The organism is Neoasaia chiangmaiensis (assembly GCF_002005465.1).
Classification (GTDB): Bacteria; Pseudomonadota; Alphaproteobacteria; order Acetobacterales; family Acetobacteraceae; genus Neoasaia; species Neoasaia chiangmaiensis.
Window position 1 is genome coordinate 764,991 of the sequence record NZ_CP014691.1, and the last position, 12,808, is coordinate 777,798.

Consider the following 12,808-nt stretch of genomic DNA (forward strand, 5'->3'; position numbering starts at 1 on the left):
CGCTCTCCGTTTTCCTGTGGGCCACAGCACTCGCAACACACGCCATGAGACAACAGAAAATCGTGCGCATCCTGGGCGATGCACCCGTCCCCCGGACGATATCGGGTGCTCTGACAGGAATCGCCCCGTTTCTCGCGTTTTTTCTATGTTGCCACGCTTATGGCGGCATCGGCATCATCGTGTGGATCTACACGATGCCGCCCGCCGGATTACTGGTTGCGGCGATCCTCGCCGTGTTGATGACCCATCATTCCCGGGCAAGAACCGCGGCACCGGCATCGATGCGAAAGCCCGTCAGCCTTCACTCCTGATCCTGTTCCCGCCACCTCAGCGCGTCGACGCCCCATTCTGCGACAGACTATCCTGTGCCTGCCGCTCATAACGCGCAGCGCGATCCAGCTTTCCATCCTGTCGGGCGGCACTGGCGGCAAGGCGCAGCGCACGTGCCATGCCACGATAGTCCAGTTCATCCCGTCGCAGGTCGACGGCGCCTAGGGCCTGCGACACGGCGCTTGCCGCCTGCCCCGTGCGCAGTGCCAGACGGGCCGACAGTTCATCGCGATCCGCCTGCGACCCCCTGGCAAGTTTCGGCCCCGTGCCAATGCCCTGTAAAGCAGCCGACAGGCCTTCGGCATCACCCAGTGCATCGGCGGCCAACCCGCTGATGAACATTGTGCGCTCCTGCAGTGCCATATTGCCGGCATGGACACCCCGCGCGGTATCGAAAGCATCCCGATACCGCCCCAGACGGTAGAACGCCGCCGCTTCCACCACGGCCAGATCATCGGAAACACGCCGCCCCCGGATGCTCAGGTCCGAACGTGTCCGCATGGCCATATCAAGCGACTGCTGGGGCCTGTCCTGCGCCAACGCCGTCACGGCAAGGTTATATCCAGCGTCTCCAAGCGCCACGGCATCGTCCCGCAAAAGGGCACGCCCGTAGGCCGTCTCATAATCGCCCTGCGCCTGCTCAGGGTGCGCAAGATCGAATGCGCTACGTCCGGTATCCATTGCGTTGTCATAGGCCTCATCGGCGCGCGGACCGGTGGAGACATGCGAACCGCAGCCCCCCAGCAGGAGCAGCGCCAAAGCCGCGCCGCGCTTCATGGCGCAATCGCCCGTGGCGGCAGCCGTCGCGATGGTGTCTTCTGCCCGCCGCCACCCAGCAACCACAAGCCACGCAGCTGGTCGCTCAGCTTCTTCAGGCTCCCGGCCGTTGCCTCCGCCTGCGTCAACAGTGCCGGCAATTGCGCTGTTGCCGCATCGGCATGGCGGATCGTGTCGTGAATATCCGGCGTCATGCGATGCACATCGGCGCTGGTCGCACGCAGATTGGCCATCGTGCCGTCCGCCTTGTTCAGAACACCCGTGACCTGCCCTTCGATCGGCTTCAACCGTTCGATCGTCTCCTGCAGGGTCAGCACCGTCGCATCGGCACGCTTGAGCAGCGTATCATCGCTCAGGAGTTCGCCGACCGAGCCACGCCCGGCCTTGATATTGTCGGTGACGGTTTTCAGGTCCGCCGTAATTGCTTCCGCGTTATGCATGATCGGTACGACCTGCTTCTCGATATCGGCAAGCGTGTGGGTAATCATGTCTGCCGGGTTGGGCTCTACCTTCGCCGGCAGTTCGGCGAACTCCCAGTCCATCTGTTCGCCATGTCCCCGTGACAGGTCGATATAGGAAGCCCCCGCGACGACGAAACGACGCCGGATCGTCACCGTGCTGTCCTTGCGCACGAAGCTCTTGAACTGAGGATCGATATTGGCGACGGCATACATCTGGCTGTTCTGGTTCAGATGCACCGCCCTGATCGAGCCGACGCGCGTGCCCATCAGTTCGATGTCATTACCGACCGCCAGACCGGCGATGCCGTTTTCCGGCAGCGTGAGACGAAGCTGCGCCGCCGGTGTCAGCCAGTTGCGGAGAATACCCGCCTCGACCACCGCCGCGACAAATACGGCCAGACAGAGGAGCACCAGCAATCCGATCCACTCATCCGTGAAACGCACGCGCAGCAGCGGCTGCGCACGATCGTGATGGCGCAGCCGGATCATGGAGTGCCTCTCATCGGGAAAAGTCCTTCATCAAGCAAGCGAAGGCAATGTGTCGCCTGATCGCGATAGGGTTGCCAGACCACCTCGTCCCGCGCGAACCAGATGACGGCCGTGCCGGCATCGCGCGCGCGCGTCAGTGCCGCCAGGAACGCCGACATCAGATCGGGATTGTCAGTGCCGACCGGTTCCTCCAGCAGCAGCAGGTCCGGCTCGCCGAGGAAGGCCCGCACCAGCGCCGCCCGCCGCAGATCGAGCGCACCCAGACGGCTGGGTGGCAACACCGGCAGACCGGGAAGCCCGAAATTCGCCGATAGTTGCGTGGCTCTGGCGATAAGTTCGTCCGTCGGCGATCGAGTGTGATGCAACTGCGGCATGAGGATGTTCATGTGCGTGTCGAACAGATCGATCCAGGAACCGCTCTGTGCCACCCGCCCGATCCGACCGCGCAGCGCCCAGCTCCGCCGTTCGTTAAGCTTCGACCACTCAAGTCCCATGCATCGCAGCGTGCCGGACCGCAGCGGGATCATCCCGGAGCAGAGATCGGCGAAAAGTGCGGTCCGCTGCACGTCACGCGACCGTATGAGCGCGCAGTCCCCCGGCATCAGGCGAAAATTGTAGCTGACGCTAAGCAGCCCCATATCGTCGGAAATCGGGCGTGCCTGCGCCATCTCCACTGTCGCCCCCCAATAATGGCTCATGCGACACCCACCGTCAGTGCGACGTTGATAATCATCAGCACCAGAATGCCTCGCGCGAAGCCGCGCGGCAGCAGGGTCGCGACGCTATCGTCCTGCGTCGCATCCATACCTGTCAGACAGCACGACAGACTGACGAAAAAGCCGCTGAACAGGAATTTTAGCGGAATACCAAGATAGTCGATGGGGTCCATGGCGCAGACCACATCATAGAGGAACGTCCAGATCGGCATCGTCTCGATCGACTCTACCCAGCAGACGATGTACCCGACGGACAGCGAGACGGCGCTGAACAGGATCCCCAGCGAAAACGAACTCACCGTCATCGCCAGCGTGCGCGGCATGACGAACATCAGGAACGGATCGATCCCTTCGGACTGCAACGCACGCATCTGGCCGCCGAGCGTCAACATCCCGGTTTGCGTCAGCCCCAGCATGCCTGTACGCCCCAGCAGGATAACGCCCACCAGAACCGGGGCGATCTCACGCACAAGAACTGTCGCCAGCAGCGAATCCGTCGTCTGCGCCATGCCGACGATATTGAGCCAGTAAACCGCCTGCGCGACGATTCCGAACCCCGTCAATGCCGCAACGAAAAGCGTGCTTATCAATCCGCCGCCCGTCGCCTGCCGAAGGGCCTCCCGGAATTCGAGACGCACGGTTCGTCGCCACGAATTTGGCCTTGCAGCCTCCTTCAGCACTCCCCAACCGGCGCCGACCAGCATCAGCGTGAAGCGCAGTTGCCGCCGGGTCGCCCCGCCGAGCCAACGCAGGAAGTCCCGTCCGCCAGCCGCAATTGCGCTCAACGTCGTCCCGCCATGATATAACTGCGCGTGACGCCACTGCGGGGCAGATAAAACAACCCGCGTGGACGGAAAAGATAGGCATCGCGCAGCAGAATATAGGCCGCTTCGGACACCTGAATGGTTCCCGCATCCGACAGGCTTTCCGCCAGCAACTCAGACTTCTGGAGCGCATCGCCCCAGAGATTGAAAAGCCCGGGGTCATGGCCAAGGGTTGCGCCGATCGCATTGCCGACATCCAGCCCGATCCGGAAACTGGAGATGACGTCCGCATCGGCAAGTTTGATCAGACAGGCCTCCCGGATCGCCAGCACCGCATCGGCAAGACGCAGGACTGCCCCACGATCCGGCTCCTTGCCGATCCCGCCAACCAGATATAGCCGATGGCCGATGATCTGGACGGAATACAGCCGGTGTTCCCGCGCGATATCCTGCACCTGCGCCGCGATCTCCTGCACGAGCGGCAGCAGATCGAAGTCGTTCTGCGGCCCTTGCGACGTCGCATCGCCGAAGGAGATCGTCGCGATCGACACCATCGGATAGCGTCCGGGCGGCATGACCTCGTTCGGGTCGCCATGCGGCGCAAGAAGAAACCCTTCCTCGAAATGCACGTCGACAGGCTCGCCGGGCGCGATGCGCGCCGCCGGACGGTCGTCGTGTTCCTGTGCTGTGCCCGCCGCCACGAAACGCACTGCGGCGATACCGCCGATCAGCCCCGCCAGATAACCTGAAGACCGCCCGAGTTCGGCGTCTTCCAGCGCAACCATGCCCATCACACGGCCCCGCGCATTGATCGGAACGATCACGACAGCGTTGCTGCCGAATCCACGCATGTAAAGCCGTTGAAAGACCTTGAAACGATCATCGTTGGCGGCGTCCGCCGTGGCGACCAGTTCCCCGGCGCGGATCATGTCGAAGAACGGTGCCAGATCGCCGTGGGAGAGTTCCACGCCCGTGCTGTGCGCGTCCTCGTCCCGATCATAGGCATCCTCGCATAGCAGCCGGTCGTCATCCCCAAGAAACCGCCAGAGACTCACCCGCCGTGCCTTCGCCAGTTCGGCCGTTCGAACGGTCAGGATCGGCATTTCCCGGTTGGGATCGAACAGGTCCGGCTGCGCCGCAATATCGCCAAGCGCCTGGTTCTCACCGCGGCGCTGCGCACGCTCGCCTTGCAGAACACGATAGATACGTTCGGTCTTGCGACTCTGCCGGACCAGAAACCCGGCAAGAATTGCCGCCAGAACCACGATGAGGAGCGAAAAGACAAGGTTTTGTCGGCCTGCAACACGGGTAAATGCCGCGAAATCATGTTCCGGCGCATTCAGCAGCAATATCCAGCCGCGTTGCCGACCATGCTCAAGTGGCGAGGCAATCGTGACATAATCCTCGCCGCGGGCATGCACAATGCGGGGCCCGGCACCGTAGACGTGATACATGGCCAGCGTGCGCTCGAAAACCAGCTGTCGCTGCGGGTCGAGCGTCATGCGCCCGAAATCCCAATCCGCCTTTTTCGCCAGGGTCAGCATTTCATGTCCGGCAACGACATGACCGCCGGTATCGACGATGATCGCCTGCCCGGAATTGCCGATACGTATGCCAGCCAGAAACTCCGTCAATCGATTAAGCGAGATATTGATGGCGAAGATCGCCATGTGACCGTTCGACGTCTTGATCTTCGTAGAGGCGGTCACCACGAACTGCCCCGTCTCGCGGATCGGATAAGGATTGGCCCAATACAATCCCTTCGCGCCCGCGGCCCCGGTATACCAGGCCCTTACACGCGGATCGTATCCCTTGGCATCGACATCCTCCGTGCGGAAAAGCTCCTGCCTGTCATTGTAGTACCAGTGGCGGAAGACCGTACGATCTCCCGCCTTCATGAGGTGCACCCACTCCATGCCCGCGGGCATCCCCGCCGGATTGCGATCGATGAACCAGAATGCACCCGTATCGTCGGACAGGTAGAAACTCTCGACCTGCGGAACGTGCCGAAGCATGGACGCGCCATAGGCCATGAATGTCTGGGGCGGCTGATCGCTCAACTGGCCGGTCAGGATATCCTGCGCCACCGCCGCCGTGGCGGGCGCCGGACCGAGATAGTCAGACACCTGCTGTGTAATCTGCGCTTGCTGAATGATGAACATGTTGCGCGCCAGCGCCAGCACGCCACTTCGATTGGTCACATAGGAGTGCAACGTGACGCCGAGAATAACGGCCACGACCAGCACAACGCCGAGAATCGGCCCCCCTACCTGCAACAGCGTCCGGCGACGCTGCCCGGCATCGGTTCCGGCTGGATCGACAATTTCCCTGACGGCCAAAAGGAATCCTTCGTTACAAATTGTCGCCCTTAATCCTTTTAGTCATCCCTTCCAGCAGAAGCAAAGCGCCAAGCTTGCACCGGCGTGCCAGACATGCTTGCTCGAACCTTGCAACACCAATCATCACGGGAGAGCCGCCATGCCGACGAGCCAACTGCCCGAACGACGAATTCTGGCCGTAACCGGTCGTGATCGCATCACTTTCCTCCAGGGACTGATCTCGAACGATGTGGCGCGTGCCACGCCCCAGAACGCCGTGTGGGCAGGTTTTCTGACACCACAGGGCCGATACCTCGCCGATTTCTTCGTTTTCGCGGAGGATGAGCGTCTTCTGCTCGACACCCACGAGACACAGACGGACATGCTCGTCACCAAACTATCGCGCTTTCGCCTCCGTGCGGATGTCCAGATCGCGGCCACCGACCTGACCGTACAAGCTGGCTGGGACGATGCCGGAATGCCGGCACGACATGCCGCCCCCGACCCACGCCTGCCGCAGGCGGGATGGCGCGCTTATGGCCCTGCGAAGGAAACGACTGTCCGGACCGATACCTACGACCAGCATCGTATCAAACTCGGTCTGCCCGACGCCATCGACTGCGAACCCGAAAAGACCTTGTTGCTGGAAGCAAATTTCGATCACCTCCATGGGATATCGTGGACGAAAGGCTGCTACATGGGTCAGGAACTGACAGCCCGCACCCATTATCGGGGCCTGGTCAAGCGTCGCCTCCTGCCTGTGGAAAGCAGCCACCCCCTGCCGCCCATCGGGAGCCCGATCATGCTGGACGACAGGGAGGTCGGCACGCTGCGATCCTCGGTTGGTCAACACGGGCTGGCTTTCCTGCGACGCGAGGCGTGGCAGGAAACACTGACATGCGACGGGATGGCTCTCACTGCCGTCGTCCCCGACTGGCTCAAGGAACAGGACGCATGAGTTATCGCCCGCCCAATTCCGCCAGCATCGCGCCCATTCTGGACAGCGTGCGTTTCAATTCGGACGGCCTGATCGCGGCGATCGCACAATCCGCCGATGACGGCGCCGTTCTCATGCTGGCATGGATGAATCACGCCGCCCTGGCCGAGACGATCGCGACCGGTCAGGCCTGCTATTTCTCGCGCAGCCGCGATACGCTGTGGCGAAAGGGCGAAACCTCCGGACAACGACAGAAAATCGTCGATATCCGTCTCGATTGCGACAGCGACGCCGTTCTGCTCATCGTCGATCAGACGGGCGTCGCCTGCCATACCGGACGTCGCAGCTGCTTCTACAAGAGCGTCGGGCCGGACGGCTTGCAGGACACCGAGGCACCGCGCATTGCGCCGGAAACGCTTTACGCCGCCACCGGCCCCTGATTCATCAGTTCCAGAATCGCCGCCGCCGCCGCATCCGCCGCCGTTCCGCCACGCGGCGTATCCGACGGCGGACGCAGTTGTGCAAGAACGTCACCGAATGCCTGTCGCTGCGCATCGGCGACGGCCGGATCGCACAGCAACGTCTCAACCGTCTTCGCCAGAACGGACGGACGGCACTGTTCCTGCAACAATTCCGGCACGATGCCGCGACGCGCCAGCAGATTGATCATTGCCACGAACGGCACGCGGATCAGGCGCCGCACGATGAACGCCGTAAGGGGATTGACCCGATAGGTCACGGCCATCGGCACGCGCGCCAGCGCCAGTTCGAGCGTCGAGGTCCCGGATTTGGTCAACGCCGCGCCCGCTGCCGCGAACGCATCATGCTTGTCATGCAGATCGGTGACGATGCAGGGCTGCACCGGCCAGTCGGCCACAGCCGCCCGGACCGTTGGCGCGACTATCGGCGATACGGGGATGACCGGTCGTATATCGGGCAAGCGACGCTTCAGCAGCGTCAGCATCTGCCCGAACACCGGCAGCAGGCGTGGCACCTCGGAGCGACGACTGCCCGGCATCAGGACAAGGATCGGCACACCTTCGGGAATATCGTGCCGCGTCCGGAAACGCTGGGCGTCACCCTTGTCCGCTTCCGACTGCAGCACTGGATGCCCGACGAACTGCGCCTCGATCCCGCGTTCGGCGAACCATTCCGCCTCGAACGGCAGCAGGCACAGCAGCCGGTCCCATAAGCCGGGAAATTCCTTTACGCGCTTCTCCCGCCAGGCCCAGACCTGCGGCGCAACGTAATGAACACGTGGAATATCGAGATGACGAATGCGCTTGAGCAGGCGAAGCGCAAAGCCCGGACTATCGATCGTCACGATCATCGTGGGCTGCCGACGCTCGATATCCAGCGCTGCCTCGTTCAGGCGGCGAGACAGGCTGCGCAAGCGCGGCAGAACCTCGACCAGCCCCATGAGCGCCAGTTCATGCATCGGGAAGAGACTTTGCAATCCCAATGCTTCCATCCGCGTCCCACCGACGCCGACGAACGCCAGATGCGGATCGGCGGCATGGAGCGCCTGCATCAGCCGCGCGCCCAGAACATCCCCGCTTGCCTCTCCGGCCAACAGCCAAATGACGCGGGGTATGGGCTTCTGTTCGCGCATGATGGATCAGCGCCGCAGCGTCGCGCCGGTGGCTTTCTCGACCGCCGCAACGATCTTATCCGACACGGCTTCGATTTCAGCGTCCATAAGACTGGCTTGCATGGGCTGAAGCACCACTTCGATGCCCAGTGAGCGATAGCCCGGTTCCAGCGGCTTGCCTTCATAGACATCGAACAGACGGACCTCGGTGATGAGGTTCCGTTCGGCACCCCGCGCGGCCCGAAGAACAGCCTGAGCCTCGGTTTCCGGTCCGGCCAGGAAGGCGAAGTCCCGGCGCACCGGTTGCATGGGAGAAAGCTGCGGCGCGGCGCGGCGGCGGTTTTTCGGCAGCGGAACGGCATCCATGAACAGTTCGAACGCAACCAGCGTTCCGTCGATGCCCATGTCATGCGCAATGCGCGGATGCAGTTCACCGAAAGCACCGAGTACGATCTTCGGCCCCTGGCGAATCTGCCCCGAACGTCCCGGATGGTAATGCGCTGCCGCGTCAGTCGTGACGCTGAGCGCCTCCACCGGCACGCCGAGCGCGAGCAGGGCCGCTTCAAGATCGCCCTTTGCATCCCACACCGTCATGTCACGCGCCGCGACCTCCGGATGGCGCGCCGTTCGTCCGCCACGCAATCCGGCGAGCACCAGGGCCTGCCCCTCCTGCCCGAAAGCCGGCCCCAATTCGAAAAACCCCGCAGCCTCATGACCCCGTGCCGCATTCTCCTGCCAGGCATGTACAAGGTTCGGTAGCGGTGTCGGGCGGAGTTGATTGAGATCGCTTGCAATCGGGTTGAGCAATCGCAGGCTCTCCGGCGCACCACCAAAGCGTGCCGCATCATCCAGCGCAACGAAGGAGAAACCGACCGTCTCCATCAAGCCGCGTGTTGCACATACCCGTCGCGCGATACCCTTGCGGGCCTGCCGGGCATCGAGGGCTGCGGAAGGGATCATGGTGCTACGCGGCAGTTTGCGCGCCGGGATGGCATCCAGCCCGTGGAGGCGCAGAATTTCCTCCAGCAGATCGCATTCCGCCTCGATCGCATGCACCTCGGCCGATGCCGACTGCGCGCGGTCCGGATCGAGATGCGGCGCCTGATCCAGCACGACGCCCGTTGCGATATCGTTGCGCCAGGACGGCACGGCGAACCGCGCCTTCTCATCCGTACGCTCCAGTACCGCAAAACCCAGATGCTCCAGCGACCGAACAGCCGTCTCCGGGTCGATCTGAACGCCGCCGAGTGTCTCTATCCGTTCGAAACGCAGCCACGCATCACGTTGCCAGGACGGCGTTTCTCCCGCCTGCACGATCTCGCTCGCTTCGCCGCCGCACAGATCGAGGATCATCTTGATCGCCGCTTCCAGGCCAGGCAGGAGCAGCGCGGGATCGATGCCGCGCTCGAAGCGTTGCCGCGCATCCGTATGAATGGCCAGCCGCCGTCCGGTCAGCGCAACCTGTACCGCATCGAAAAGCGCGGACTCGATAAAAACGTCCGTCGTCTCATCGGAGACGCCGCTTGCCTCGCCACCCATGATGCCGGCCAGCGACTGCACGCCGCTGTTGTCCACAATCACAATATCGTCGGTGCCCAGAACGTAGTCACGACCGTCCAGCCCGGTAAACGTCTCGCGCGCGGCACGCGTTACGGTCAGCGTGTCGCCCGCCAGTTTGGCGGCGTCGAAGACATGCAGCGGCCGCCCGAGGTCGTAAGTCAGATAATTCGTGACATCCACGAGACGGGAGATCGGCTTGACGCCGACCGCTTCAAGTCGGCGACGCAGCCATGCCGGACTCGGACCGTTCCGGACACCGCGAACCATACAGCCGACAACGTGAGGACAAGCCTTGTCGTAATCGATCGCCCAGTTAATCGGCGACGGGAAACTCCCCTCCACCGTCTCGGTCAGCCAGGGCTTGAGATGCCCGACGCCTGCCGCCGCAAGATCACGCGCAATGCCCCGGATGCTCAGCGCATCGCCACGGTTCGGCGTGATGGCGATCTCCACGATCGGATCATCGAGCTTCGCGAAAGCCGCGTAGGATTGCCCCAGAACGACGTTCTCCGGCAATTCCGCAATACCGTCGGCTTCCTCACCCAATCCGAGCTCACGAAGCGAACAGAGCATGCCGCCGCTCTCCTGCCCCCGAATACGGCCGGCCTTGATCGTCATATCGCTGCCGGGAATATACGTGCCCGGCGGCGCGAAAATCACATGCAGTCCCGCACGCGCATTCGGCGCACCGCAGACAACCTGCACGCGCTCGAAATCACCGCCCGCCGCGACAATGCAGACCTGAAGTCGGTCAGCATCGGGATGGCGATGCGCTTCCAGGATTTTCGCGACACGAAAGCCCTTCAGGCGATCCGCCGGATTATCGACACTTTCGACCTCCAGGCCGATCGCATTCAGCCGGGTGACGATCTCGTCCAGCGAAGCCGTGAAATCCAGATGCTCGCGCAGCCAGGACAGCGTGAACCTCATGACCTCAAACTCCTTCCGCCAGATTGGCCGAGGCCAGCGCCGAAAAACCGTAATGACGCAGCCAACGCAGATCGCTCTCGTAGAAGGATCGAAGGTCAGGGATGCCGTGCTTCAGCATCGTCAGTCGTTCGATACCCATACCGAATGCGAAACCCTGCCATTCAGCGGGGTCAAGGCCGCAATTGGCCAGAACACGGGGATGAACCATGCCCGAGCCGAGAACCTCAAGCCAGTCTTCGCCGCCCCCGATCTCGCCACTCCGGCGAGACCAGCCGATGTCGACCTCCATCGATGGCTCGGTGAAGGGAAAATAGGATGCGCGAAAACGCACAGGCAGGTTCGGCTTGTCGAAGAACACACGCAGAAATTCGATGACGCAGCCCTTGAGGTGGCCGAGCGTGATATTCTTGTCGACCACCAGGCCTTCGCATTGATGGAACATCGGCGAATGGGTGGCATCGTGATCGGCACGATAGGTACGACCCGGCGCAATGATCCGCAGTGGCGGCTCCTGCGTCAGCATCGTGCGTATCTGAACGCCCGAGGTCTGCGTCCGCAGCACCCGCTCCACCTCGCCATCCTCCCGCGGCGGCAGATAGAACGTATCATGCTCCGTCCGGGCCGGATGGTGATCGGGCGTGTTGAGCGCCGAGAAATTATGCCACTGGCTTTCAATATCCGGACCATCGGCAACGGCAAAACCCATCGCACCGAAGATGGCCGTCATCTCCTCGATCGTCCGCAGAATAGGATGAAGCAGCCCGGCAGGCTGCACAGCAACCGGCATGGTAACATCGACCCGCTCGGCCTTGAGGCGCGCATCGAGTTCGGCCGCGGCAATCTGCGCCCCACGCAATTCCACCGCCTTGCCCAATTCATCGCGCAGACGGTTGAGCGCCTGGCCACGCTCGCGCCGGGCCTCGGCATCCATCTTGCCGAGTTCCTTCAGAAGACGGGTCAGGCGACCGGATTTGCCTAACGTGCCAACGCGCACCGCATCCCAGGCGGAATGGTCCTGCGCCTCCTGCAACGCTACCAGCGTCTCGCTTTTCAAAGCCTCGAGATCGTCGCCCATCGCCCTGCCCTCATCACACGAAACCGTAACCCAAAAAAAGAAAACGGGCCGCCCTGATACAGGACGACCCGCTTCCTATCAAACCCCGAGACCTGAAAATCAGGCCTGCGCCGGTTCCAGCGCCTGCTGCGCCAGCTTGACGATCTCGCCGAATGCCACAGCATCGTCGTAAGCGATCGCGGCCAGAACCTTACGATCGATTTCGATGCCGGCCTTCGCCAGACCGTTGATGAACTTGCTGTAGGTCAGGCCATGCTCACGCACGGCAGCGTTGATACGCTGGATCCACAGCGCGCGGAAATCGCGCTTCTTGTTGCGACGATCGCGATACGCATAGCGCAGCGCCTTCTCGACGCGCTCCAGAGCGATACGATAGTTCGTCGAGGACCGGCCGCGATAACCCTTCGCAAGGTCGAGAACCTTCTTGTGACGGGCGTGCGACGTTACGCCCCGCTTGACACGTGCCATTGATCAGATCCCCTCAGGCCAGTCCGTACGGTGCCCACTGCTTCACAGTGCGGGCATCCATGTCCGTCATGGTCTGCGGACCACGATTTGTGCGCTTCATCTTCTTCGGGCGATTGATCAGGCCGTGGCGCTTGTTGCCCGGTCCGCACATCACCTTGCCAGTCGCGGTAATCTTGAACCGCTTTTTGACCGACGACTTCGTCTTCATCTTGGGCATTTCGATCTCCTTGTCTTACCTGCTTGCCAACCCTTGCGGATTCGCAATCTCGTCACACCCGCAGAAACTACGGACACGACATGGCGGCCGGGCATGCCCACCAGGCCCGGACGCGCGTTCGAAGCGGCGCTCATAGACGATACGCGAGGGCCGCTCAAGGTTTTTCTGAGCGATT

Annotated in this window: 13 protein-coding genes; 3 read left to right on the top strand and 10 right to left on the bottom strand. The window is 62.5% G+C overall.

What is annotated here, in order from left to right; genetic code table 11:
- Positions 1-44: 44 nt before the first annotated feature.
- Complete coding sequence (locus A0U93_RS03650; protein ID WP_169852689.1) at positions 45-311, top strand: hypothetical protein; 267 nt, start codon at positions 45-47, stop codon at positions 309-311.
- A gap of 16 nt (positions 312-327) precedes the next feature.
- Here the strand turns inward: A0U93_RS03650 and A0U93_RS03655 are convergent, their stop codons facing one another.
- The 5 genes from A0U93_RS03655 to A0U93_RS03675 are packed head-to-tail and all read right to left on the bottom strand — an operon-like array spanning position 328 to position 5,876.
- Positions 328-1,107 carry a hypothetical protein gene (locus A0U93_RS03655; protein ID WP_077806144.1) on the bottom strand — a complete coding sequence of 260 codons (780 nt, stop codon included), beginning with the start codon at positions 1,105-1,107 and terminating at the stop codon, positions 328-330.
- A complete protein-coding gene (locus tag A0U93_RS03660) occupies positions 1,104-2,057 on the bottom strand; it encodes an MlaD family protein (protein ID WP_077806145.1) in 954 nt (317 codons plus the stop codon). The genes A0U93_RS03655 and A0U93_RS03660 overlap by 4 nt, the downstream gene beginning before the upstream one ends.
- Positions 2,054-2,755, bottom strand: coding sequence for a P-loop NTPase family protein (locus tag A0U93_RS03665; RefSeq protein WP_077806146.1), 702 nt, complete (start codon positions 2,753-2,755; stop codon positions 2,054-2,056). The genes A0U93_RS03660 and A0U93_RS03665 overlap by 4 nt, the downstream gene beginning before the upstream one ends.
- The gene (locus A0U93_RS03670; protein ID WP_245825076.1) at positions 2,752-3,558 is read right to left on the bottom strand and encodes an MlaE family ABC transporter permease; all 807 of its coding nucleotides are present in this window, start codon (positions 3,556-3,558) and stop codon (positions 2,752-2,754) included. Before A0U93_RS03670 ends, A0U93_RS03665 begins: the two co-directional genes overlap by 4 nt.
- Positions 3,555-5,876: a cache domain-containing protein gene (locus tag A0U93_RS03675; protein WP_077806147.1), complete on the bottom strand. Its 2,322-nt coding sequence runs from the start codon at positions 5,874-5,876 to the stop codon at positions 3,555-3,557. The genes A0U93_RS03670 and A0U93_RS03675 overlap by 4 nt, the downstream gene beginning before the upstream one ends.
- Before the next feature lie 139 nt (positions 5,877-6,015).
- On the opposite strand from A0U93_RS03675, the gene ygfZ reads away from it, so the two are divergent.
- Complete coding sequence (gene ygfZ, locus A0U93_RS03680) at positions 6,016-6,813, top strand: CAF17-like 4Fe-4S cluster assembly/insertion protein YgfZ (RefSeq protein ID WP_077806148.1); 798 nt, start codon at positions 6,016-6,018, stop codon at positions 6,811-6,813.
- Positions 6,810-7,232, top strand: coding sequence for a phosphoribosyl-AMP cyclohydrolase (gene hisI, locus A0U93_RS03685; RefSeq protein ID WP_077806149.1), 423 nt, complete (start codon positions 6,810-6,812; stop codon positions 7,230-7,232). The genes ygfZ and hisI overlap by 4 nt, the downstream gene beginning before the upstream one ends.
- Here the strand turns inward: hisI and lpxB are convergent.
- The 5 genes from lpxB to rpmI all read right to left on the bottom strand — a co-directional run bounded on the left by lpxB (position 7,211) and on the right by rpmI (position 12,633).
- Positions 7,211-8,404: a lipid-A-disaccharide synthase gene (gene lpxB / locus A0U93_RS03690; RefSeq protein WP_077806150.1), complete on the bottom strand. Its 1,194-nt coding sequence runs from the start codon at positions 8,402-8,404 to the stop codon at positions 7,211-7,213. The two genes, hisI and lpxB, sit on opposite strands and share 22 nt — an antisense overlap.
- Positions 8,405-8,410: 6 nt before the next feature.
- Positions 8,411-10,873, bottom strand: a complete 2,463-nt coding sequence (gene pheT, locus A0U93_RS03695) for a phenylalanine--tRNA ligase subunit beta (protein ID WP_077806151.1) — start codon at positions 10,871-10,873, stop codon at positions 8,411-8,413.
- Positions 10,874-10,877: 4 nt separating this feature from the next.
- Positions 10,878-11,948, bottom strand: a complete 1,071-nt coding sequence (gene pheS, locus A0U93_RS03700) for a phenylalanine--tRNA ligase subunit alpha (RefSeq protein WP_077806152.1) — start codon at positions 11,946-11,948, stop codon at positions 10,878-10,880.
- Positions 11,949-12,047: 99 nt separating this feature from the next.
- Complete coding sequence (rplT, locus tag A0U93_RS03705; RefSeq protein ID WP_077806153.1) at positions 12,048-12,416, bottom strand: 50S ribosomal protein L20; 369 nt, start codon at positions 12,414-12,416, stop codon at positions 12,048-12,050.
- Positions 12,417-12,429: 13 nt separating this feature from the next.
- Positions 12,430-12,633, bottom strand: a complete 204-nt coding sequence (rpmI, locus tag A0U93_RS03710) for a 50S ribosomal protein L35 (RefSeq protein ID WP_077806154.1) — start codon at positions 12,631-12,633, stop codon at positions 12,430-12,432.
- Positions 12,634-12,808: the final 175 nt, after the last annotated feature.

What these genes read in the sequence shown, in the direction of transcription:
- A0U93_RS03650 (WP_169852689.1), top strand. Translation starts at nt 45, where the DNA reads ATGAGACAACAGAAAATCGTGCGCATCCTGGGCGATGCACCCGTCCCC.
- A0U93_RS03655 (WP_077806144.1), bottom strand. Translation starts at nt 1,107, where the DNA reads ATGAAGCGCGGCGCGGCTTTGGCGCTGCTCCTGCTGGGGGGCTGCGGT.
- A0U93_RS03660 (WP_077806145.1), bottom strand. Translation starts at nt 2,057, where the DNA reads ATGATCCGGCTGCGCCATCACGATCGTGCGCAGCCGCTGCTGCGCGTG.
- A0U93_RS03665 (WP_077806146.1), bottom strand. Translation starts at nt 2,755, where the DNA reads ATGAGCCATTATTGGGGGGCGACAGTGGAGATGGCGCAGGCACGCCCG.
- ygfZ (WP_077806148.1), top strand. Translation starts at nt 6,016, where the DNA reads ATGCCGACGAGCCAACTGCCCGAACGACGAATTCTGGCCGTAACCGGT.
- hisI (WP_077806149.1), top strand. Translation starts at nt 6,810, where the DNA reads ATGAGTTATCGCCCGCCCAATTCCGCCAGCATCGCGCCCATTCTGGAC.
- lpxB (WP_077806150.1), bottom strand. Translation starts at nt 8,404, where the DNA reads ATGCGCGAACAGAAGCCCATACCCCGCGTCATTTGGCTGTTGGCCGGA.
- pheT (WP_077806151.1), bottom strand. Translation starts at nt 10,873, where the DNA reads ATGAGGTTCACGCTGTCCTGGCTGCGCGAGCATCTGGATTTCACGGCT.
- pheS (WP_077806152.1), bottom strand. Translation starts at nt 11,948, where the DNA reads ATGGGCGACGATCTCGAGGCTTTGAAAAGCGAGACGCTGGTAGCGTTG.
- rplT (WP_077806153.1), bottom strand. Translation starts at nt 12,416, where the DNA reads ATGGCACGTGTCAAGCGGGGCGTAACGTCGCACGCCCGTCACAAGAAG.
- rpmI (WP_077806154.1), bottom strand. Translation starts at nt 12,633, where the DNA reads ATGCCCAAGATGAAGACGAAGTCGTCGGTCAAAAAGCGGTTCAAGATT.